18 protein-coding genes are annotated in these 23476 nt (G+C 50.0%); 1 reads left to right on the top strand and 17 read right to left on the bottom strand.

Annotated elements, in window-relative coordinates:
* Positions 1-9: 9 nt before the first annotated feature.
* From carB to HP568_RS08105, 4 genes are read right to left on the bottom strand one after another with little or no spacing between them, the layout of a single operon-like run.
* Positions 10-3222 (bottom strand): carbamoyl-phosphate synthase large subunit, encoded by a 3213-nt coding sequence (gene carB, locus HP568_RS08120; RefSeq protein WP_173628827.1) that lies wholly within the window; start codon positions 3220-3222, stop codon positions 10-12.
* The gene (locus tag HP568_RS08115) at positions 3206-4303 is read right to left on the bottom strand and encodes a carbamoyl phosphate synthase small subunit (RefSeq protein ID WP_048033693.1); all 1098 of its coding nucleotides are present in this window, start codon (positions 4301-4303) and stop codon (positions 3206-3208) included. The genes carB and HP568_RS08115 overlap by 17 nt, the downstream gene beginning before the upstream one ends.
* A gap of 55 nt (positions 4304-4358) precedes the next feature.
* The gene (locus tag HP568_RS08110) at positions 4359-5639 is read right to left on the bottom strand and encodes a dihydroorotase (RefSeq protein WP_173628826.1); all 1281 of its coding nucleotides are present in this window, start codon (positions 5637-5639) and stop codon (positions 4359-4361) included.
* On the bottom strand, positions 5606-6547 hold the full coding sequence (locus HP568_RS08105; protein WP_048033695.1) for an aspartate carbamoyltransferase catalytic subunit: 942 nt from the start codon (positions 6545-6547) through the stop codon (positions 5606-5608). Before HP568_RS08105 ends, HP568_RS08110 begins: the two co-directional genes overlap by 34 nt.
* 22 nt (positions 6548-6569) lie before the next feature.
* Between HP568_RS08105 and HP568_RS30000 the strand changes: the two genes are divergently transcribed.
* Positions 6570-6701, top strand: coding sequence for a hypothetical protein (locus tag HP568_RS30000; protein WP_256434910.1), 132 nt, complete (start codon positions 6570-6572; stop codon positions 6699-6701).
* 14 nt (positions 6702-6715) lie between these two features.
* Here the strand turns inward: HP568_RS30000 and HP568_RS08100 are convergent, their stop codons facing one another.
* The 13 genes from HP568_RS08100 to HP568_RS08040 form a co-directional block, all read right to left on the bottom strand.
* On the bottom strand, positions 6716-8074 hold the full coding sequence (locus HP568_RS08100; RefSeq protein ID WP_056486154.1) for a solute carrier family 23 protein: 1359 nt from the start codon (positions 8072-8074) through the stop codon (positions 6716-6718).
* Positions 8075-8237: 163 nt separating this feature from the next.
* On the bottom strand, positions 8238-8777 hold the full coding sequence (gene pyrR / locus HP568_RS08095) for a bifunctional pyr operon transcriptional regulator/uracil phosphoribosyltransferase PyrR (protein WP_007728461.1): 540 nt from the start codon (positions 8775-8777) through the stop codon (positions 8238-8240).
* Between the two features lie 223 nt (positions 8778-9000).
* Positions 9001-10362: a TolB-like translocation protein gene (locus tag HP568_RS08090; RefSeq protein WP_173628825.1), complete on the bottom strand. Its 1362-nt coding sequence runs from the start codon at positions 10360-10362 to the stop codon at positions 9001-9003.
* A 98-nt stretch (positions 10363-10460) separates the two neighbouring features.
* Positions 10461-10862 carry a VOC family protein gene (locus tag HP568_RS08085; RefSeq protein ID WP_173628824.1) on the bottom strand — a complete coding sequence of 134 codons (402 nt, stop codon included), beginning with the start codon at positions 10860-10862 and terminating at the stop codon, positions 10461-10463.
* A 19-nt stretch (positions 10863-10881) separates the two neighbouring features.
* On the bottom strand, positions 10882-11811 hold the full coding sequence (locus HP568_RS08080) for an RluA family pseudouridine synthase (protein WP_173628823.1): 930 nt from the start codon (positions 11809-11811) through the stop codon (positions 10882-10884).
* A 45-nt stretch (positions 11812-11856) separates the two neighbouring features.
* Positions 11857-12306: a signal peptidase II gene (gene lspA / locus HP568_RS08075; RefSeq protein ID WP_048033699.1), complete on the bottom strand. Its 450-nt coding sequence runs from the start codon at positions 12304-12306 to the stop codon at positions 11857-11859.
* Between the two features lie 77 nt (positions 12307-12383).
* Positions 12384-13025, bottom strand: coding sequence for a serine/threonine-protein kinase (locus tag HP568_RS08070; protein ID WP_048033700.1), 642 nt, complete (start codon positions 13023-13025; stop codon positions 12384-12386).
* A gap of 853 nt (positions 13026-13878) precedes the next feature.
* Positions 13879-15303 (bottom strand): phosphoglucomutase/phosphomannomutase family protein, encoded by a 1425-nt coding sequence (locus HP568_RS08065; RefSeq protein ID WP_048033701.1) that lies wholly within the window; start codon positions 15301-15303, stop codon positions 13879-13881.
* Between the two features lie 19 nt (positions 15304-15322).
* Positions 15323-17284 carry a glycoside hydrolase family 15 protein gene (locus HP568_RS08060; RefSeq protein ID WP_173628822.1) on the bottom strand — a complete coding sequence of 654 codons (1962 nt, stop codon included), beginning with the start codon at positions 17282-17284 and terminating at the stop codon, positions 15323-15325.
* A gap of 4 nt (positions 17285-17288) precedes the next feature.
* Complete coding sequence (locus HP568_RS08055) at positions 17289-19709, bottom strand: sugar phosphate nucleotidyltransferase (protein ID WP_173628821.1); 2421 nt, start codon at positions 19707-19709, stop codon at positions 17289-17291.
* 30 nt (positions 19710-19739) lie between these two features.
* Positions 19740-22577, bottom strand: a complete 2838-nt coding sequence (locus HP568_RS08050; protein ID WP_173628820.1) for a 1,4-alpha-glucan branching protein domain-containing protein — start codon at positions 22575-22577, stop codon at positions 19740-19742.
* 10 nt (positions 22578-22587) lie between these two features.
* Entirely contained in the window at positions 22588-23208 is a 621-nt protein-coding gene (locus tag HP568_RS08045) for a DUF4912 domain-containing protein (protein WP_173628819.1), read from the bottom strand.
* Positions 23209-23211: 3 nt separating this feature from the next.
* Positions 23212-23376: a hypothetical protein gene (locus tag HP568_RS08040; RefSeq protein WP_173628811.1), complete on the bottom strand. Its 165-nt coding sequence runs from the start codon at positions 23374-23376 to the stop codon at positions 23212-23214.
* Positions 23377-23476 lie beyond the last annotated feature (100 nt).

Genomic DNA, 23476 nt, shown 5'->3' with positions numbered 1-23476 from the left:
CTCCCCCTTTTATACGGTTACTGCCACTTTGGCACCAGCACGCTGGGCTGGCATTGCTTCTGTAGAGAATGTGATCGTCTCCAGTACGTGCAGGAGAGCGGAAGCTGTATCGAGTGAAGTCAAGCATACGGCGCCGTTCTCTACTGCTTCCCGACGAATGCGGAAGCCGTCGCGTTGCGGTGTTTTGCCTTTTGTCAGTGTATTGAGCACGATGTTCGCTTCGCCTGTATGGATGACATCCAACAGGTTTGGCGTGCCTTCGGACAATTTGCTTACGCGTGTGACTTGCAGTCCCGCTTGCTCCAAATAATCGGCTGTGCCTGCGGTCGCCATTAGCTTGAAGCCGAGGTGGCGGAAGCGTTTCACGATGTCTAGCGCTTCTTCCTTGTCTTTATCAGCAACTGTCACGAGCAAGGTGCCTTGTGTCGGGATATTCATGCCTGCTGCAACCAAGCCTTTGTACAACGCTTTTGCCAGTGTGCTCTCGCGTCCCATGACTTCTCCGGTCGATTTCATTTCAGGGCCGAGCGTAATATCGACACGGCGCAGCTTTGCGAAGGAGAAGACTGGTACTTTGACAGAAACCATCGACTCCTCTGGATGGTAGCCCGGTGTAAAGCCTTGATCGATGATAGAGTGACCAAGGATCGCTTTCGTTGCGATGTTCGCCATTGGAATCCCCGTAACTTTGGAGAGGAATGGCACCGTACGGGACGAACGCGGATTGACCTCGATTACGTATGGGCGGTCTTTATAGATGACGAACTGGATGTTGAGCAAGCCTTTGATTTGCAGGGCACGCGCCAGCTTCGTCGTCATGTCGATCAGCTCATCCTTGATCGCTTGGGACAAGGATTGCGGAGGATATACAGCGATAGAGTCACCGGAGTGCACCCCTGCGCGTTCGATATGCTCCATAATGCCTGGAATCAGGACGTTTTCGCCGTCGCAGATCGCATCGACTTCCGCTTCTACTCCGACCATGTAACGGTCTACCAGTACAGGGTGATCAGGATTTACCTTCACCGCTTTTTCCATGTACTCTAACAGCTCGGACTGGTTGTAGACGATTTCCATCGCGCGTCCGCCAAGTACGTAGGAAGGGCGAACCAGTACCGGGAAGCCAAGACCTTCTGCTGCCACGACTGCCTGCTCGACTGACGTAACCGTTTTGCCTGGTGGTTGGGCGATATCCAGCTCGCGCAGCAGCGCTTCGAACTTCTCACGATTTTCCGCTGCGTCGATGTTTTCCAGACTCGTACCCAAGATTTTGATTCCGCGTGCAGCCAGCTTGTCAGCCAGATTGATCGCGGTTTGTCCGCCGAATTGTACGATGACACCCTCTGGTTTTTCCACATCGAGAATGTTCATGACGTCTTCGATGTACAGCGGCTCGAAGTACAGGCGATCAGAAGTGTTGAAGTCTGTAGAAACCGTCTCCGGGTTGTTGTTGATGATCACTGCCTCATAGCCCGCTTCTCTCAGTGCCCAGACAGCGTGGACAGTCGCATAGTCAAACTCGATGCCTTGACCGATGCGGATTGGTCCGGAGCCCAGCACGACCACGCGCTTCTTGCCAGTCTCGATGCGCTCGTCTTCTACTTCATACGCGGAGTAGTAGTACGGTGTTTGCGCTTCGAATTCTGCCGCGCAAGTATCTACCATTTTATATACAGGTACAAAGCCTTTTTCTTTGCGCATGGCGTGTACCGCTTCTTCTGTCTCACCGCATAGCTCGGCAATTTTGCGGTCCGTGAAGCCCATGCGTTTTGCTTCGTACAGCTTTTCGCTCGTCAAGCCTTTTGCCAGTTCCGCTTCAAAGGCAATCATTTTATGGAACTTGTGCAGGAAGAACAGATCGATCTTGGTCAGGTTGTGCAGTTGTTCGATCGTCCAGCCACGGCGCAGTGCTTCTGCCAGCAGGAAGAGGCGTTCGTCATCCGCGTGCACCAGTCGTGCTTTCAAATCTTCCTCGCTGATTTCGTCTGCTCCCTTGATCTCGATGTGATAGCTGCCGATTTCCAAGGAACGGATGGCTTTCATGATCGATTCTTCAAAAGTCCGACCGATTGCCATGACTTCTCCAGTTGCCTTCATTTGCGTACCGAGCTTGCGGTTCGCGGATTGGAACTTGTCGAACGGCCAGCGTGGGATTTTGCTGACGATGTAGTCCAATGTTGGCTCGAAGCATGCGTATGTTTGGCCTGTCACCGGATTTTTCAGTTCATCCAACGTGTAGCCGATTGCGATTTTTGCTGCCATTTTTGCGATTGGATAGCCAGTTGCCTTGGAAGCCAGTGCAGAAGAGCGGCTCACACGCGGGTTCACTTCGATCACGTAGTACTGGAAGCTGTGCGGGTCGAGTGCGTATTGTACGTTGCAGCCACCCTCGATACCGAGCGCCCGGATGATGTTCAGTGCGGATGTGCGCAGCATTTGATATTCGCGATCAGCCAGTGTTTGGCTAGGCGCTACTACGATGGAGTCACCTGTATGCACGCCGACTGGGTCGATGTTTTCCATGTTGCAGACGACGATGCAGTTATCGTTTGCATCCCGCATCACTTCGTACTCGATTTCTTTCATACCAGCAATGCTTTTCTCGATCAAGCATTGCGTAATCGGGGAGTATTTCAATCCGCTTGCGACGATCTCGCGGAGGGTTTCTTCATCATCACAAATTCCGCCGCCTGTACCACCCAAGGTGTAGGCAGGACGAACGATGATGGGATAACCGATTTCGTTTGCAAAATCGACAGCTTCTTCTACCGTGCTCACGATGACTGATTCAGGTACTGGCTCGCCCAGCTCATTCATGAGGGAGCGGAACAAGTCGCGGTCTTCTGCTTGCTTGATCGATTCCAGCTTGGTACCGAGCAGCTTTACATTTTCTTGCTCGAGAACGCCTGCTTCTGAGAGGGCAACAGCCATGTTCAAACCTGTTTGACCCCCAAGCGTAGGCAGTAGTCCGTCCGGCTTTTCTTGGCGAATGACTCGCGCTACGAATTCAGGTGTGATCGGTTCGATATACACTTTGTCCGCCATGTTAGTATCGGTCATGATAGTCGCCGGGTTGGAGTTGATCAGCACTACCTCCATGCCCTCTTCTTTTAATGCTTCACATGCTTGCGTGCCTGCATAGTCAAATTCTGCAGCCTGCCCGATGACGATAGGTCCAGAGCCGATTACGAGGATTTTTTTCAGATTATCTTGTTTTGGCATGAGTTTTTTCCTCCTTAGCGGTTTCCATCATCGCAAGAAACTGGTCGAACAGGTAGCCGGAATCATACGGTCCTGGAGCTGCTTCTGGATGGTACTGTACTGAGAATGCATTCTTCGCTGCATGACGTACGCCTTCGACGGTGCCATCATTCAGTGCGATATGTGTAACTTCCAGTTCCGTGCTTGCCAGTGAGTCTTCTTTGACTGCATAGCTGTGGTTCTGGGATGTGATATATGTGCGTCCGGTTGGCAGCTCTTTTACCGGATGATTGCCGCCACGGTGTCCGAATTTCATTTTCGTCGTGTCAGCGCCAGATGCTAGTGCAAACAACTGGTGACCGAGGCAAATTCCGAACAGAGGATATTCACCCAAGATTTCGCGAATCATCTCGACGGCTTGCGGTACGTCCTTCGGGTCCCCAGGGCCATTGGACAAGAGTATCCCGTCCGGCTGAATGCGGCGAATTTCTTCTGCTGTCACATTGTAAGGCACGACGACTACGTCGCAGTTGCGCTTGGTCAACTCGCGCAAAATCCCGTGCTTGGCTCCGAAGTCTACCAGCACTACCCGATGACCTGTTCCTGGACAGCTAAAGACGCTTTTCGTAGAAACGCGTGATACTTGGTCTGTCATCAATGTCGTGCCGTTTAGGGCAGCAACCAATTCAGTCAATGGGGCTTCACTGGTTGTAATCATACCCTTCATCGTGCCGTGGTAACGGATTTTTCTCGTCAGCATTCGAGTGTCGACTCCCGCAATCCCCGGGATGTCGTATGTTTTCAGCAGTTCATCGAGTGTGTTCGTATTGCGCCAGTTGCTCGGTGCTTCGCAATGCTCGCGAACAACGAAGCCGTGAATGTATGGACGAACAGCTTCAAAGTCGTCTCGATTGATCCCGTAATTTCCGATCAGCGGGTATGTCATGGTGACAATCTGTCCGCAGTAGGATGGGTCGGACAAAACCTCCTGATAGCCAGTCAGCCCTGTATTGAAAACCACTTCCCCGTAGGACTCCTTTGTCGCTCCAAATGCCGTCCCGATAAATTCTGTTCCGTCTTCCAAGATCAATCTTGCACGCATCTATGCTCCTCCTCCAATGTCGTGTAAAAACTTTTGTCTTGTCTGTCCGTCGTTTTTACACGTTTTGATATACGATCTTCCCATCTACCAGCGTCAGGGTCGGCCAGCCTTTGCATGCCCAGCCTGCAAATGGTGTGTTGATTCCTTTACTTGCGAATGTGCTTGGGTCAATTGTTTTTTCCGTTTCCAGATCAATCACAGTCAGGTCTGCTGGTGCGCCTACTTCCAGGCGTCCGTATGGCAGTTTGAATGCTTCTGCTGGCTTCACGGTCAATAGTTCAACCAGCTTCTTCAAGGTCAGCTCTCCCGTTTGAACGAGATTTGTGTAGAGGAGCGGGAATGCTGTCTCCAATCCGACGATTCCGAATGGTGCGCGGTTTATCCCGTTTGCTTTTTCCTCTTGGGTGTGTGGAGCATGGTCTGTGGCGATCATATCGATGGTGCCGTCTTTCAATCCCGCAATCAGTGCAGCGCGATCCTCTCGAGAGCGCAGCGGCGGGTTCATTTTCCAATTCGTATCCAGATTGTCCGGGATATCCTCATCGCACAGCAAGAGGTGGTGCGGACTGACTTCACACGTTACATTTACGCCAGCGCGTTTCCCGTCTCGTACCAGACGCACCGACTCTTTCGCGCTGATGTGGCATACGTGGTAGTGCACACCTGTCTGTTCTGCCAGCAAGATATCGCGACCAACATGGATGGATTCTGACTCAGAAGGAATTCCAGGGAGACCGTGTCGAGCTGCTACCACCCCGTCATGCAAAGCTGCTCCAGGGATCAACAGGTCTTCGTCTTCACAGTGAGCGACAATTGCGATACCGAGCTCTGCTGCTTTTTGCATGGCCGTTTTCATCATCGCTGTTGATTGCACACCCACACCATCATCTGTCAGCGCGAAGATTCCTGCTTCTTTTAACCCAGCGAAATCCGTCAGTTCTTTTCCCAATTGGCGAACAGTGATCGCACCATACGGGATCACGCGCGCCATACCAGCCTCGCTCGCTTTGTCCAAAATGTAGGTCACTGTCTCGACACTGTCGATGGAAGGTCGTGTGTTCGGCATGCATGCTACTGTTGTAAACCCGCCTTGTACCGCTGCTTTTGCCCCTGTTTCGATCGTTTCTTTATGTTCAAAGCCTGGCTCACGCAGATGTACGTGGACATCGATGAGACCCGCGCTAATCATACCGCCATGGCAATCGATCCATTCATGCCCACAGCGATCGAGCGTTTCCCCCATCGCTGTGATTCTTCCCTTTTCCACCAATATTTCCATCGGGGTGAGTTCCCCCGCCTGATTTAGTACGTTGCCGTTGCCAAGGATGATTCCCATGTCATTTCGCTCCCTTTCAAAAGAGTTTCTAGAACTGCCATTCTTGCTGCGACTCCGTTGGTCACTTGGGTTTGGATCAAGGACGTTTCGCATTCTACCAAATCGGTATGAATCTCAACCCCGCGATTGACGGGTGCCGGATGCATGATCACTGCGCCGGACTTCATCATTTTGGCTCTTTCCAGAGTGAGCCCGTGTGCCTTGTGGTACTCTTCCTTCGATAAGTAGAGGGACTCCGCATGGCGCTCCAGTTGAACGCGCAGCATCATGACCACATCTGCGGTTTGAACCGCTTCTTCCATTTCCACGATTTTGACACCTTGCGGGATATGTGCTGGCATCATCGTAGCTGGGCCTGAGAGCAGCAGATTCACGCCGAGCTTCGGCAACGCATGCAGGTGAGAACCAAGCACGCGGCTGTGGCGCAGGTCTCCGATGATCGCTACCGTGAGACCAGAGAGCTTGCCAAACTGCCTTTTCATGGTCAAAAGATCGAGCAGGCATTGAGTCGGGTGCTCATTCGTTCCATCCCCTGCGTTGATCAGCTTCAGGTCTACGCTTTCAGCTAACTCTTGCAGCAGGCCTTCCTTCTTGGTGCGGATCACGGCTGCTTCCACGCCCATTGCTTCCAAGGTGCGGATCGTGTCATAGACCGTTTCGCCTTTTACGGTAGAGGAGGTTTCCGGTATGAAGTTCAAAACATGTGCGCCCAGTCGCTTTTGTGCTACTTCAAAAGAGAAGCGAGTTCTGGTGCTGGCCTCGAAGAACAGATTCGCGACAAACCGTCCGCGCAGGATATCCGCTTGCTCAGTTGGTCTGGCAGCCCAATACTCTGCTCGCTCGAGGAGCTGGATGATCTGTTCTTTCGATAAGTCTTTGAGGCCAATCAGGTGCGCTACATTTTTCATCATGAATCCCTCCGATTCTTTCATGTTAAAAGAAAAAGCTTCTTGGCATCGCTTTGCATCTGGAGGCAAGCGAGACAAGAAGCTGGTTGAGTGCCTTTTTTGGGCAGCCAAAACAGCGTTCTTTGCCTTGCCAGCCTCTCTGGACTGGATTTAAAGGATTGGGAACGTTTAGGCTATTTGTTTTTGTTCTTCGCGGTGCGCATCTCCCATCGCAGACTCTTTTCCTGGAAGGATCAGGTGCAGAATGATTCCCAGGAAGGTAGAGAGAGCGATATTATCGATGGTCAGATCGTTCAGGAAAGCGATACCTGTACCTGCAAAACTGATTTTGTATCCGCCGATTCCCGTCACCAGGATGACCGCTGCGAGAATCATGTTGCGCTTGTCTGCAAAATTCACTTTGTGCTCGACGTACATCCGCAAGCCTTGTGCCGCGATGATACCGAACAGGATGATGGAGACACCGCCAAGTACCGGTGTTGGGATCGTCATCAAGAAGGCACTGACCTTACCTGCGAAGGCAAACATAATCGCGAGAACGGCTGCGAAACCGATGACGACGCGGCTGTATACCTTTGTAATCGCAAGGACTCCGATGTTCTCACCGTACGTCGTTGCAGGTGGACCGCCCATAATCGCAGCGAGTGATGTTGCAACCCCATCCCCAAGTAAGCTGCGGTGCAGTCCAGGGTCTTTCATCAAATCACGATCCATAACTTTACTCGTTACCAGTAAGTGACCCAGATGCTCCGCCAGTGTGACGAAAGCGACTGGTGCGATAACCAGGGCAGCGATCCATGCGCTCGGATTCGCCATTGCACTCGTCACCTCTGCGAATTTGAAGTGGGAGGTAAACATTTCACTGAATCCAACAACCCAAGGAGCATCTTTCACTGTTTGAAAATGAATCAGATCAGGGTGACGCAGCAGTGTGTATACATAACCTGAAACCATTCCGATCAAGATTGGGATAAGACCAAGGAAACCGCGCAACATGACCGCTGCAAGAACTGTTATGACCACAGTAACGAGCGAGATTTCAATGGAAGTCAGTGACATTTGCGATTGACCGTCTACAGTGACTTTCGTTGCCATGTCTACTGCTACACCAGCCAGGCTCAGACCGATCACAACGATGACGGATGCGATGACAACTGGTGGCAGTACCCGATCGAGCCATTTGACTCCTGCCTTCTTCACGATCCCGGCGACGATGATGTACACAATCCCGGAAAGGAAGCAGCCTAAGAGTGCCGTCCCTACGCCATGCGATTGACTCACGACGATAATCGGACCAATGAAGGCGAAGGAAGAACCAAGATAGTTCGGAAGCTTTCCTTTGGTGATCCACAGGAACAGGAGTGTCCCGATCCCGCTCGCCAAGAGGGCGGTTGCAACATCCAGACCCGTCAAGATCGGTACGAGTACAGTCGAGCCGAACATCGCAAACAAATGTTGAATACTAAGTGGCAGCAATCGCGAAATATGTGGTGTTTCGTCTACATCGATGTAATTTTTTTGGCTCATGCCTGTATGCCCCCTGTGTTGTTTCTTTCATTCAAAAAGCTTCTTTTTATACAAAAAACCTCTTTGTGCGGACACAAAGAGGCTAGCTTCGCCATGCTCATGGGAAGTTTCTTGCCTCTTGCCGACCTCACGGGATCGTTTTTAAAGAGGAGATATTTTATTTTTACAGTAGCTGTCGGATGGACACAATGTCCATAACGTCCACTTCTGCCAATTGTACATCGACAATTTCCGTTCGAGCAGTTGGGAGGTTTTTTCCGACGAAATCAGGGCGAATTGGCAGTTCGCGGTGACCGCGATCAACCAGAACAGCCAGTTGAATCATTCGTGGGCGACCGTTGTCAATCAGTGCATCCAATGCGGCACGCACGGTTCTTCCTGTGTAGAGAACATCATCCACCAGAATCACAGTCTTGCCTGTGATTTGATCCGGGAGCTTGGAGCCTTGCAAAATGGCATCTTCGGACTTGTGTTGCAGATCGTCACGATAGAACGTAATGTCCAGCTCACCGACTGGGACTTTCACATTTTCAATCATTTCGATTCTTTCCACAAGACGTTGTGCGAGGTAGATCCCTCTGGTCTTAATACCCACGATAATGAGATCCTCGACGCCTTTGTTTCGCTCGATAATTTCATGTGCGATTCGAGTGAGCGCGCGGCGGATTGCCGCTTCATCCATAATGACGCTTTTGTTGATCATCTCAATATCCCCCTTCTCGACGGGAACAGTGGACCTTACGAAAAAAGGCTCCTTGTCAGGAGACAAGAAGCCCTCGGACAAACTGACCGGACTGTAAGAGTCCCGCCTGTTTGTCATTCCGTGCCCTTGCCAGCCTCACTGGACTGGATTTAAAGGTTCCATTCGTCATGTAGAATTATGTCACGATTCTGGACGGGTGTCAATGCAGCCCGAAAAAGTCTAACTATTCCCAATAGACGCTGACCCAGGGTGGCAAGTAATTCGCATAATACCCAATGTCTCCTGTAATGTCTTTGATCAGCTCGACTTGTTTGTCCGCATCCTCGCCAATTCCTTGGATAAACAGGGAGCCATGCTCCGCTCGATCCAAACGCAAGAAAAGTAGCAGTTTCCCATCTGGAGACGGTGCAGGATAGTAGTCTGCTGTATGCGCTTCCCCTTTTGTCACCTGCTGCTCTGCTCCACCTGCGGACCGTCGCCAGATACCTTGTTCCGGTACCATGACCTTTTTGGGATCATACGAATACGCTGTAGCCAAGCCTCTAGTGAAAAGCAGCGTGTACGGAGCTTTTGGAATCCATACCGGATAAGTGTCTACCACCACTGGACCAGGGCTGACTGTTTTGACCTTTCCTGCTCGATCGGCCAGCTTCACCTGCTTGTTAGTCGTGGCGATTCGGTCAGTGCCATCGACAAAAGCGAGCTGTTCGCCATTTGGTGTCCAGGCAAGCCAATCAGGATAAGCCAATCCAGTACCGAGCACTATTGGCTTTTTGGCAGGCTGTGTCAAATCAAACTGTTGAATAGGTACGCCATCAGCAGACAAGGAGCCGGAATTATACCGGACAAAGTAGGCCACAGCCTTCCCATCCGGGGATACTTGTAAGCCTGTCGCTGCCCATGGGTAGATACCTTCCTCCACTTTTGGCGGTTCTGCAAGCGGGTAGGCAGCCAACGTTTTACCTGCAAGCGTGCGCAAGGCCAGCGTCATCGGCTTATTTTTTTCGGCAGGTAGCGAGACAAGCATGGTTTCCCCACCTGGCATCCAGGCAAAATCTGCGAAATCAGCCTTCGTTGTACTTTGCAAGGCTAATTCTCCCTGCTCATGGACGTCTTTTACTATCAGCAATGGTCTTGGCGCTTCATTACTACCGATATTTACCATGTACGCTAGCTTGTTCGCTTTCGGGGACCATTTTGGCGTTTCAAAAACCGCTCGCTCGTCTACCTGCACAGCTTGGCTGCCGTCAGCTCTGACGATCCACACGTAGCCTGGTGTCGAGTAATTGTCGTTGCCTTTGTATTTTACGAACAGGAGCCACTTGCCATCTGACGACCAGCCTACGATCTGTGCATAGCCGTCCTTGGTGATTTGCCTTACCTTTCCTGTCGCATCCCGTCCATCCACCAAAAACAAATGCTGGTTGCTCGTAAATGCAATTTTTGCCGGCACGCTTATTGCCTTGTTCACACGCTCTGGCTGTTGGCTTTGGGCTACCACCTTTGCTTCACCGTTTGCTGTGACAAGTACAGTCAAAAGGACAAAAAGGCTGATCAGCTTCCCCCATTTTCCGTTCACAGGCATTCACTCCTTACACGCTCTATTGAATGATAAAAAAACGCCAGAAGAAAGTAATAAGCTCTCTACTAGCGTTTTCCAATCCAACTGCCATTATGTAAGTGTCATAGGAAGACTGGCTGCAACAACAAAAAACGATTGCCATATAGATCCTCGAAAACAACTTCAATGCCATACATCACTTCGGTTGGTTCACTCACAAACTTCACGCCGCGTTGACGCAGTGTTTCGTATGTAGACCCAAAATCATCCGTCTGCCAAACCCACATTGGATTTTTGCCGACCTGACGAAGCATTTCCTGCGCAACGTCTTCCCGATGCCAATGGGTAGGGTCATGCAATACGATCTCTATCTCCTCCCCTGGAAGACCGACAGTGAGCCACCGAGAACCATCATCCATACGAGAATCCATGCGTTTTTCAAAACCGAGTTTTTCCGTGTAAAACCGCAATGCCTCTTCACAATCGTGAACGTACAGCGTCACATGCGCTAATCTTTTTAGCACGGCTATTCCTCCTGTTCTCTTACGCTTGTCTGAGAACTTCGATGACGTCAAGCATTTCCTTCGGCATTGGCGCTTCAAACTCGAGCTGTTCTCCGCTACGGGGATGGATGAAGCCCAGTGTTTTCGCATGCAGAGCTTGTCCATCGAGCTCCAACGTATTTTTCGGACCGTATTTCGGATCGCCCGCCAGTGGATAGCCAATGTACTTCATGTGTACGCGAATTTGATGGGTACGTCCTGTTTCGAGTTTCAATTCCACCAACGTGTACTCCTTGAAACGCTCCAGCACGATAAAATGCGTAACAGCCGGCTTGCTGTTTTCAAAGACGACGGCCATTTGCTGGCGATTTTTCGGATCGCGCCCGATCGGCGCTTCAATCGTTCCCATTTCATGCGGGATGACACCATGAACAATCGCGACATACTTCCGGTTTACCGTATGTGCTTTCAATTGTTCAGCCAAACCCATGTGTGCCTTGTCGTTTTTGGCTACCATCAACAGGCCGGATGTATCCTTGTCAATGCGATGCACAATTCCCGGACGCAAAACGCCATTGATTCCGGACAAATCCTTGCAATGAGCCAAAAGTCCATTAACGAGTGTCCCACTGTAATGACCAGGAGCAGGATGCACAACGAGACCACGTGGTTTATTCACGACCACGACATCGCTATCCTCGTATACAATATCAAGCGACATCTCTTCTGGCTGGATCGCCATTTCTTTTGGCGGCGGAACACGGAGGGTCACTTCGTCCTCTGCCTGTAGCTTGTAGTTGTTTTTGATCGGTTCACCATTTACAGTGACACGGCCTTCCTTCACCCAAGCCTGCACCTGTGAACGGGACCAATCTTCATTTTGCAGCGTGATAAACTTGTCGATGCGCTCGCTCGTATCTGCTGGCTCTACCGTCCAATCGTAACGTTCAAATAATTGCGTGTCATTCATGTATGTTCTCCACCTATCCGAGCTTTCCCACTATTATTCTCATGACTATCTGTTTTTCTTCCCATCCAGAAAAACATCGAGAAGCAAAATCCCCACACCAATCGTGATGGCCATATCAGCCACGTTAAAGATCGGGAAGTTAATCAACGTAAAATCGAGAAAATCTACAACTTGACCGGTCATCGCACGATCAATGAAATTCCCGACGGCTCCACCCAAGACCAATGACAGCGCCAACGATGCACGAGGTTGTTTTTTTCCCAAGCGAATCAAGGAAATAACAATCCCAATCACAACGATAGTGGTGATGACAATAAAAAACCAACGTCGATTTTGCAGGATGCCAAACGCCGCTCCCATGTTTCGATGGGAAGTTAGATGAAATACGTCCGCGATCAAAGGAATGGATTCTCCCAATTCCATATACTTCACGACTAAATACTTTGTAAACTGATCAAGCGCAATAATTACTGCCGCAATGAGATAGTACAACAATGGAATGTCCTCCTTATTCTGCTTCGACCAGCAACTGTACAAACACAATGTCAAATGATCATTTTACCAGAGACAGCCTAGGTGAACAAGCGCTTTCCTTTTTTGTACAGTCGATAGCCTTTGCGTACGCCTTCCAGCATCCACAATGGGATTTTCCATCCACGATCCTTGATAAATGGCAGATACACCTTGTAATACGCCTTGCGTAAATCACGCCATTTCGTGTCTGTATCATTGACATAGTAATCCGATACGTCAATCAGATAACCTCGTCCCTGATCCATTAACACATTTTTCCCATGGACATCGTGCGGAAACAACCCCTTCCTGCGCGCCTCTTCTAGCGCTTCCTCCACGTCTTCAATCACCTGCGGAGGAATCGGAATACCAAAGCGAACACAGTCAAACAGGGGGATACCGTTCATCCGCGTAATGACCAAGTATCCTTCCCCATAATCATAACAGATGGGGAAGGAACGAGTCTCCCCAAGCTTGCGATAGACTTCGATTTCCTGTTCGGCTCCTGGTCTTCCAGGTGCGTACAGCTTGATCACTACCTTCGGATAGTCCGGGTGGGCAAATACGGCAGCATAATTGCCGGTACCGACCAGCTCCCACGGGTACGGCGTGTGGTGCACGACGACTGGGTCATCCGGTGACAGACTCTCCACTTGAACTTCCTGTAAAAAAGCTTGCAATATATGCTGATCGATCCGCATCGTTTCTCATCATCTCTCATCAGTTACCGACTTCGAACTACGTTAAAACAAAATTAATGAAGGTTCATCTACTACGATCATTCAGACACTTCCTATAAGGGGCAAAAAATCCTTTACATTGGTGAGGCCAGGAAGTCCTGTCCGATTCCAATGAAAGGATTGCATATGGACAAGAATACCTCATTTTTTTGATTTGGTAAATGGGTAGTGAATGTCCACCAATCGTACCTGTTTGATGTAGTGTATAACGAATGATTCTATCTGATTCATTTAGAAATAAGTCGTTGGTACGTTGCTGTAGTGCTGGGGAGGAAACAGGAGAAAACGCTCAGATTCTAGGTCCACCCTCTGTGGGATTGACTGCCCTGCTCCATGAAAAAAAGTGAAACCCGCGTCCAAAGTCGTCCATTCTAGGGGTATCTCAGAGGTGGACGCTAAGGGCTTGTTTCCCTTTTTTTCATTGCGCCTCGGTCGGTGTCCCTAAGATCTTCGCTTTTTTCTCCTGTTTCCTCTACGAGCTTTCCGTGTTAAACGGGTTTTTAAATCCTTAAAAGATTGAAGAATGTAACAAGTTACAACAGAGAAGAATATTTCCAGACGTAGCGACTTGTGGAGTCCGACCCAGCGGAGAAGGGATGAGCGGGCAAAAGAAACGCAACGTGCCCACGCGACGTAGCGGCTACCACTTTTGCGTTTCCCCGCGAATACCTTCGGAGCGGACAGTCTCACCCCCCAGCAGGACGGAGCCTGGAGCCTAGACTGGAAATATTCTTCTCTTCACCGCAGCCACATAACAGAAGCCTTTAAAAAAAGAAGAACCTGGCACATCCATGCAGGCTCTCCCCTTCGGAATCTACACATTAATTTCCAAAAACCATTCATGAATCGCATCTTGAAGCTTCTGTAAAGCCGTCGCATTCGTTGCTTCACAATAAATGCGTACCAACGGTTCTGTGCCAGACGGACGGATCAAGACCCAATGTCCTTCCTCGAGCAACAGCTTGACCCCGTCCACTCGTTGAATCTCCAAAACCTGATAAGGGCCAATGAGTGCAGGTGGCTTGGCGATCATTTGCTGTACCCATTGATCTTTTTCCGGCAATTTCATATCAAGCCGCGTATGGAACAGCTCGCCGAACTGCTCGTATACATCTCGCAATATTTGATCGATTCCTTTGTTTTCATACGCACACATCTCGGCGAGCAACAAATTGATGAGTACGCCGTCCTTCTCCGGGATATGACCGAGAATACTGGCCCCGCCACTTTCTTCTCCGCCGATGAGCACGTCACCTTTGCGCATTTCCTCCCCTACGTACTTGAAGCCGACCGGCGTCTCCACCAGTTCAAGACCATAATGCTCAGCCATCCGATCCAATAGATGCGTGGTTGCTACTGTTCTGACAATCCGTCCGGTCAAGCCACGATTTTTTCGCAAATGATAGGTTAGGAGCACGAGTGCTTCGTTTGGCGTGATGTACTGTCCGAAGCGGTCGACGACTCCGAAGCGATCCGCATCCCCGTCATTGGCAAGACCAAGAGAGGCTTGGCGTTCTACGACTTCTTTTTTTAGCAAATGCAAATGCTGATCGTTTGGCTCGGGCAAATCTCCTCCAAATGCCGCATCCGGGACTTCTCGGATTCCGACGTTTTTCACCCCCACCTCTGATAAAAAACCGCTCACATACCCCATACCTGCACCATGCATGGCATCGACAACGACGGACAAGGAAGCGTTTCGCAAAACATCCATGTTTATCATCCGTCTAAGATGCGCCTCGTAATGAGGACGCAGCACAATGACTTGCAGCAGCTTGCGGGCCTTTGCTTCCGCGAGGGAAATCGTGCGTACCGATTTCGTCTGGCAGGTTTCGGTGATCCACTCTTCCAATCTTTGCGTGATCGCAGGCGTTGCAGGTCCAGCATACTCTGGAATGTATTTGATACCGTTATATTCGGGTGGATTATGACTGGCCGTGATCATGATTGCGCCACTCGCTGCAAAATGCTTCACGCCAAAGGCTACGGCAGGCGTTGGTGCTGCTTCGTTCACCAAATAGGTACGAATGTCATTTGCGGTCAGGACTGCTGCAACCTCCTCCGCGAAGCGTCTCCCCAAAAACCGCGTGTCGTGCCCGACCAAAACAGGCTGCTCCTGTTGTCCGATTTCTTTGGTATAGCTGGCGATGGCTTGTGCGACAATGCGGACATTCTCGACAGTAAAGCCATCTGCGATTATGTCACGCCAACCGTCCGTACCGAAACGGATCGTTGTCATCTCCTCATCTCTCCCCTCGTTACCGCAACTCATTCACCTTTTCCAAATAACGCAAAACAGTGGCAACATAAGTAGCATGCGACCATGTCAGCGGTGCAACGGATACGGGAGCACCTGTATACGGATCGAGCTGTTCGGATAGCACGCCACTTTGTAGAGCATGGCGTACGACCCAGGCCAGTCTGTTCTTTGGCTCTTGGAGTTCATCGAGTGATTTTGCTTTGGCAATTTCCCAATCAGCCACCCATAAGGTGCAAATGATCCATGGATTTCCCGGCACCTTCGCCGTGTCATGTGATTTTTTGAAATAGTAGTCCCCTTGATAGCGAGCAATTCCACCGATCGAAGTATCTACCCGCAAACTCTTTTTGACAGCTTCCATGGTCCGCTCCACTCTCGGATCATCTACAGAAAACACATCAAGCGCAAACAAGGCGAACAAGCTGCTCTCCACCGTGAAATCTTTTTCGATACTCCCATCTGATCTTACATAAATCCCACGCAAAAAACGCCCGATTTCAGGGTCGTACAGATGTTTTTCCATCGCCTCACGAATGCGCTCTGCCCCTTCTGCGTAGCGTTTGTACCGCCGATCATCCCCGAACAACTGGGCGAAACGAGCCGCAGCCATTAAGCCTGCAAAAACCGTAGCACTGGTAAACGTAAAAATTCCCCGTCGCTCTTCCCATAAGTCGTAGCTTGGTTTTGGGAGCTGCAGCTCTGGATGGACATACGCCAGCAAAAAGCGAGCTGCCGGACGAACCAGCGTGGGATAGAGCGCCTGGCAGTCTTCAATTTGCTTGCCGCTCTTGTATTGCTCCCAGAGCGCGTACAGCACGAGCGCCGTCTCATCCTCCTGAATCGGGAGCTGAACCTCTCCGTCGACCATATACGGATGCCAACTGGAGCCGACAGACCCGTCTGGATTGTACTTGTGTAGCAAATACCCTTCCTTATTCAAGGCGTCCGCGCAAAATCGGAAAAATGGTGCGACCACTCCCGTATAGCCCGCTTTCGCCATCGCACTCGCAATTAATGCCCCATCTCTTGGCCACATGTAGCTGTAATGGTCGCGATTGAATTGGAGAATATCCGAGTCATTCGCAGCGAGAATAGCTCCGTTCTGATCAATTTGCGTGCGCACGAGAAGCAAGCTGGTCTTGTACAGATTGACAACCTCTGCCGGAAGATCAGCAAAGTCCCGCTCTTCTTTATTGACCCAACGCTGCCAATACACCGCGACCCGACTGAGCAAACGTTCCGGATCACTTTCAAGTACATACTGGTTCAATACTTTAACATCCTCATACGATTCACCAATGCACATCCAGTAAAAGAGTGCCTTCTCTTCTTGGGGTTGCAGGATGAGGGAAAAAGAGATTGTACTATCTACGGAGCCTTGTGCAATCGGATTTCCGGACAAAAGACCATCCTCCGCGTCCCTCCAGGTCCCCTCCGCATAGTTGAACCGCTTGATCCCGACGCTATATTGATCGATCCCACCCGTATCCGTTTTTCCATTCGCCATGATGTACACATTGCGCTTGTAGTGATAAATGGTGCGCAGGATGGGCTCAAAAACAGCGGTATCCCCTACCTCCGTCTCATTCAAGCTGAAATCGTGATTAAAAAACAGCCTGACCTCCCGCACCTCGCTCGTCAAATTCCGAACGCACACCTTTTTCAAGTAAATCGGATCTCGCTGATGCACCCCATCTGCAATTTGCAAGGAGATGCCCAGATGTTCATGATGCGCATGAACATCTGTCACCAAAGACTCCTGTCCGTATCCGAGCTTCCGCGTCCAGCCGTCTTCATCCAGCCAGGAAAAACGACCTTGCACCCATATCCCTAGCTTGCTAAAGTGTCCCCCGACATGATTTAGCTGACCAACATACGGAAAATAGAGATCTCGCATGTGCAGCTTGTCATCAAAATTAATCAGCAGTTTTCCGTTCCCGACGACGAGCGGTCTCGGCATGCCTTCACGTCCTTTTCGTTATAGGCTGTCGATCTCTCTCTTTTTCGTGAAACTGATATTCGGCAATTCGCCTCGCGTAGGAAGAAGCAAGCGTAGCTGCGGTCTCTGCCGTCGCCCCTTGCGAAATCACTTTTACGTGCGAATCCTCTGAATCAGGTAAAATCAGCACCCAGCCGTTCGAATCGTATACCTTGATTCCATCGACGAGCTCCAGCAGCTTGCCTTTGTTTTCTTCCATCACTCTGCGCATGACCTTCCCTTTTGCTGCCCATGGACAAAAGACAGTCTTTTTCTCCATATGGCAAGCTGGCAACAGATCAAGCAAAACGCTGAGCGGTTTTTCTTCAGAAGCGAGATACGAAAGAATTCTCATGAGGCTGTACACAGCATCAAACATCGGATGAAAGCGCTGCTCGCTCGATACCTCCATCATGGAACGTGGAGAGACCTTGGTCCGTACAACCTCCATTTGCAATAGCTGGGCCATATGCTCCAATTCAATCGGTGCACTCACAGGAAGACCGATGCGCCGGTGCTGACCACTGCAAGCCAGCAGTTGCAGAGCCGTGATCTGTTCGTTTGCGAGCTTCTCTCCCTGCTCGGTAAACAAGGTAAATTGCTCGCCATTTTTATCGAGTCGAACCCCTAAATCCGCTCCCTTTTTACGAATACCTTCTTGTATGGAACTGTAATGGGCACTGACTCCCAGTGCATGCATGAGTGGCGCAAGAAAAGTCGGAAAAAAACGCTGTTCACAATCGATCAGCAGATGGAAACGCTGACGCTGGATGGACGATACATTCAACTGCTGGACTAAAGCGTGAAGATAAGCTTCTTGTACTTGATGCTCGACTTTCAGTGCTCCCAATCGATTCAGGTTGCGAACATACGTCTCTTGCCAGTAAGCATTCTCAATTTTGCGTTCCCTATCACGAGAAATCGGCAAGCCCGCATGATCGATGAATTGGATGACAATCTCTTTATCATCGACTGGCTCTGCCATATAAATATGAATGCCGCCTTGGCAATCCAAGGAGCGCACGCCGTATCGAATCAAGGGGGAATTGCCAATCCCGAGATCGACTGTATCAATTCCGGAGGAGCACAAACTCGTCATGATGCTATGCTTCAATAGTTGAGCAAATGGGTGTGCGCATGCCGAGAGCGCAATTTTATCCCCCGCTTGTAATAAGTACGCGTAGGCAGCAGCAAGTCTTGTAACGAATTCGGGCGTGATGTCAACGTTGCCAATGCCCTTGATTCCATGCGTCCCAAACAAATTTTTGGTTTGCTTGGCACCGTAGATGAGAGAGGTGGTGACAGTCGCATTTTCCCCGACTTCCTTATCTGGCCAAATTTTGACCCCTGCCTTTACCACCGACTTCGCCCCAATGAGGCACTGATCTCCAATGACCGCCCCTTCCCCGAGTTGTACGCAATCTGCTATTCGGGTGTTGCGGCAGAGGGTCGTTCCTGTGATCTCTGTTTTTTTCCCAATGACACTGTTTTCCCAAATGATCGTCCTGGACAGCTTCGTACCAGAAGAAATCACGGTATTTTTCCCCAGAATGGAATAAGCACCAACGGCAACTCCAGCCTGCAAGTGTACATTTTCACTGATATAGACAGGGCCTTCCAAACGAACCGATGAATCGATGCGAACATCATTCTCCAAGAAAATGCGCGGTGCGATTTCCTGTGCTTTTATTTCGAGATGTACGCGTCCATCCAGCAAATCAAACTGGGCTTGCTGATAAACCTCCAAAGAGCCAATATCAGACCAATAACCGCTTGCCTCATATCCGAATAGAGGCTTTGCTGCTTCTAAAAAGGACGGGAAAATTTCCTTGCTGAAATCTACTTCCCGCTCTTCTTCTATATAAGACAAGACCTCGGGCTCGCAGACGTATATCCCGGTATTCACCGTATCGCTAAAAACCTCCGCCCAGCTCGGTTTTTCTAAAAAGCGGGTAATGCGTCCGCCCTCATCTGTCATGACAACTCCGAATTCCAGCGGTGTTTCTACACGAGTCAAAATCAACGTAGCCAATGCGTTATTTTGCTCATGAAAACGTATGGCTGCCGACAAATCGATGTCTGTCAACGTATCCCCACTGATCACGACGAAGCGCTCATCGAGAAAATCTGCGCAGTTTTTCACGCTGCCTGCCGTGCCCAAAGGAATTGTTTCTTCAAAATAGGCGAGCGAAACACCGTAGCGAGATCCATCACCAAACGTATCGCGGATGACATCAGGCAGATACTGGAGTGTCACTGCTATCTCTGTAATCCCATGCTTTTTCAATAGATCAATCGTGTACTCCATGCAAGGCCGGTTTAAGAGTGGCACCATTGGTTTTGGCGTATGGCATGTTAACGGACGTAGTCGTGTACCTTTTCCTCCAGCCATGATTACTGCCTTCATCTTCTTTTCTTCCTCCTTCATCGTTGCAATCTATGTTGTCATGCCGATTTCCGCGGGTACGCCAAGTGAACGGTATAGATCGATGGTTTGACTAGTCAGAAGAGTCCAGTTATAAAACTGTTTAACATCTCGCATAGCCGTCTGGGCCAGTTGATGCCGCTGATCAGGGTCGCGTAATAGCCAGCGGAGTTGATTCGTTAGCGATTCCGGGTCGCCTGTGTACATCATGGCGCCGTTTTCTCCATGGCGAACGATCTCCCTCAGCCCTCCCGTATCCGCAACAAGAACTGGCGTACCCAAAGCCATCGCTTCCAGTGCAACAATTCCAAAAGGCTCATACAAGCTCGGGAATACCGCCACATCAGCCAAGGCGAACAGCTTATTTCGCCTTGCGTCGTCTACAAAACCCAAGAAGTGGACTTGCTCAGAAAGTCCCATCTGATGAACCAACTGCTTCCACTCGTCTTGCATCGGTCCTCTGCCAGCTACAAGCAACATCACATGCGGAAACTCATTGTGCAGCCTTACCATGGCTTCCAACAATAGGTGAACACCTTTTTCCTGGACCAAGCGCCCTATAAAAAAGAGGACCGGTCCATCGCCTAATGCCAACTCCTGCCGAAGCTGTTCCCGATTTACATCCGGTAGGGGAATCAGATCGACACCATTGTGAATGACCCGCAATTGGGAGGATGGTGTTCCGAACAGCCGCATGACTTCCGACTCCATATACTTGCTGCAAACGATCATCGAGTCAGAGCTTTGTGTTAGCGTACGTTCACACTCATGAATCCTTTGCTGCAACGGTGTATGAATGCCTTGATGCCGACCATGTTCCAAAGCATGAATCGTGCTGACGAGCGGAAGAGAGTACCTCTGTTTCAGTTCGATCGCAGCCCAGCCGACAAGCCAATCGTGAGCGTGGATGACATCTGGTCGCACCCCGAGTGACCAGAGCTGGGAGGTAGCATCGACCATCGCCAAATTTAGTTGAAACACCCATGCCAGAAAGTCAGTTTGTTCGGAGGGTATGTACGTAGGCAAACGGTGTACGTGAACCCCTTCCATCGTCTCATCTATGGAGCATGAATCTGTCGCACGCGTCAGCACATGCACCGCGATTCCTTGCTGGACAAGATGCCTAGCGAGATCGTAGACAGCACGACCAAGCCCCCCTACCACATGAGGGGGAAATTCCCATGCAAGCATCAACACTGTTTTTGTCGAAGATTGATCTTGCGTAGCCGCAACCAATTGACGCGATACGTTCACTCTATGCGTTTGTTTAGGCAAATAGAACGTGATATCCAAGTCAGGAAAGACCGGAAAGTCAGCTTCTGCTTGTGTAATTGTTTCATCATCCAGTTGATGCTCTCGATACATCGCCAAGAGGGCCCGCATGCGAACCAAGTGGTCATGAACGCGTTGCACTGCATACCGGGTGACCGTTTGACCGTCTAAAATAAACGCCCAATCACTGCTTTGGGCCAGCATCAATTCGCGTGCAGCCTGCTTGAGGCACCGTAAAGAAAGTTGATCTCCTTTCTGCTCAGAAAAGGTCGTAATCGCTCCGATCAGTTCCCGCTCTGCTTGATGCAGATGCCTGTATATCCAGCCATTGTTCTCGTTCAGCCAGACTTCTCCGTAGCCATTTCTTCCCCATGTAGACATAGGCAAGTGACCGCGATCCTGCTCTGGATACTTCTCCAAATATTCTGATGGTGTCATTAATTTCACTTTTTTTGAATCACAAACCGTTTTCCGTATGAGGTCATCCAAAAACTGCGGACCCTCGAACCACCAATGCCCAAACAGCTCCGCATCATAAGTGGCGACGACCAACGGCATACGATCCATCCAGTGACTAGCTTCCTCCACTTGACGCTCTCGGTGATACAGGAAGTGTCCCGCATGTGACGCTGCTTTTTCCCGCGCCCAGCTTGGCTCATACCAGTCTTTATCCCCTTCTTTTCCGGTGATCCGATAGTATTTCAAACCAGTACGCACCCGTATGCCATCAGGATGGATGTACGGCTCGATGTAGCTCATCTCCCTTTCAAATCCAATATCCCGGTAGTATTCACGATAGTCATAGTCCCCTGGATATCCATCGTTCGAGCTCCATACCTGGCGAGAAGCTTCTTCATCTCGGGCAAAGGCAGCTACATCATGCGGCGTGAACAAGGGAGCGAACCCCCCTCTGCGAGGTAAAGGCGTCGCATGCTCTATCGTGTGACTGTCTACAAAGAAATACCGAAGCCCTGCCTCTTTCAGCAAGCGATCCAGTCCAGGTGTATACCCGCACTCTGGCAGCCAAATTCCCTTCGGACGCCTTCCCAGAATCCGCTCGTGTGTATCGATACCCACCTGAAGCTGAGCTCGAATCGCCTCTTCTGTTTCCACATAGGGCAAAAAGGAGTGTGTGGCTGCGCAAGTGATGAGTTCGAGGCATCCACTATCCGCGAAATGCCTAAAGGCCTTGATTAGTTGAAAATCCCACTTGCGGCAATAGGCAATGATGCTTCGAAAACGCTCCACGTACATTTTGGCGATACGGTGTTCTTGGGGTTGAGCTGCGGTTCGTTTGACTTCCTTCCCGGCCAATTCAACGGTCTTCGCTAGATGTGTGCGAAAGCGTGTCACGATCAGATCATCATCCAGCATGGAAAGTAATGTCGGAGAAAGAGCAAGGGTCATACGGAAAGCGATGCCGTCTGAGAGGAGCTTGTCGAAAACCATGAGCAAGGGAAGATAGCATTCCAGCATGGCTTCATACACCCAGCGCTCTTCCAGGCGATCGTCCCGATCCCCGTGTCGGACATAAGGCTGATGGGCATGCAACACGAGGGAGAGATAACCTTTGTGCACAAATGACACCTCACTTATTTGATGTTTTGGTATACAACGAGTAGGAGGAAAAGTTCTCAAACCAGGAGGGTGTAGCTGAATCGTGGACAGGCTCAACTAACGGCTCCCCCCAGCCAGCTTTTGAATTCTGCGGGGTAACTACCGTTTCCGAGCGTAAAATCGGACAAAACCGATTGTGTTCATATAAACCAAAATCAACAATGTATGTACGTCCTGGCTCTACATCTTTCACGTACCAGGAATGAGCCTCTTCATCTACGAGCACATCTCGGACGGAATGCGCATTTTTTCCATCAAATAACCGTTCCGTTACATCATACAAACGCAAGCCTTTCTGGATGTGACGATAATCGGCTTGCAGGTACGATGCGACCATTCTCATGCGCGGCCAAGTGATCTCCCAATAGATAAATAACACAGTCGGTCCTTGTGTCATGACTTTGACAATGTCCCGACCATAAAACGCAGGCAATTGCCATTCTAATTCTGTTCTAGCGGGAGGTGGTGTCACTGGCTTCACACGGTCTTTTTGCAGGAGATACTTAACTTGACCGATCGTTAAACCACACTCTTTGGCAATTTGTGTAATGGCCATGGATCGTGAACGCAGTTCGAGAATTTTTTCCAGCATCTTCTAGCACTCCCCTCCGCCAATTTCACCTATCTGTGCTTTCCCAATGTCAATCATAGCCAATGCTGCTAACAAAGACTGTCGAATGCTGGATGCACATCCCTTCTTCTTTTGTCGATCAACAATCAGGTTTTCGTCATAGGCAAACAAAAGTCGCTCTCCTTTCATTCTTACAAAGCTACTTCTCTAGACATTCTTTTCTTTTTGCCAAATAGGAAAAAAGAGCCATATTCCCTCATCTTTTGTTTTATTTGTAAGGATTTTCATG

This window comes from Brevibacillus sp. MS2.2, from assembly GCF_013284345.1.
Taxonomy (GTDB): domain Bacteria; phylum Bacillota; class Bacilli; order Brevibacillales; family Brevibacillaceae; genus Brevibacillus; species Brevibacillus brevis_C.
The sequence above is the reverse complement of the archived record's forward strand: the minus strand, read 5'-3'. Positions and strand labels throughout refer to the sequence as shown.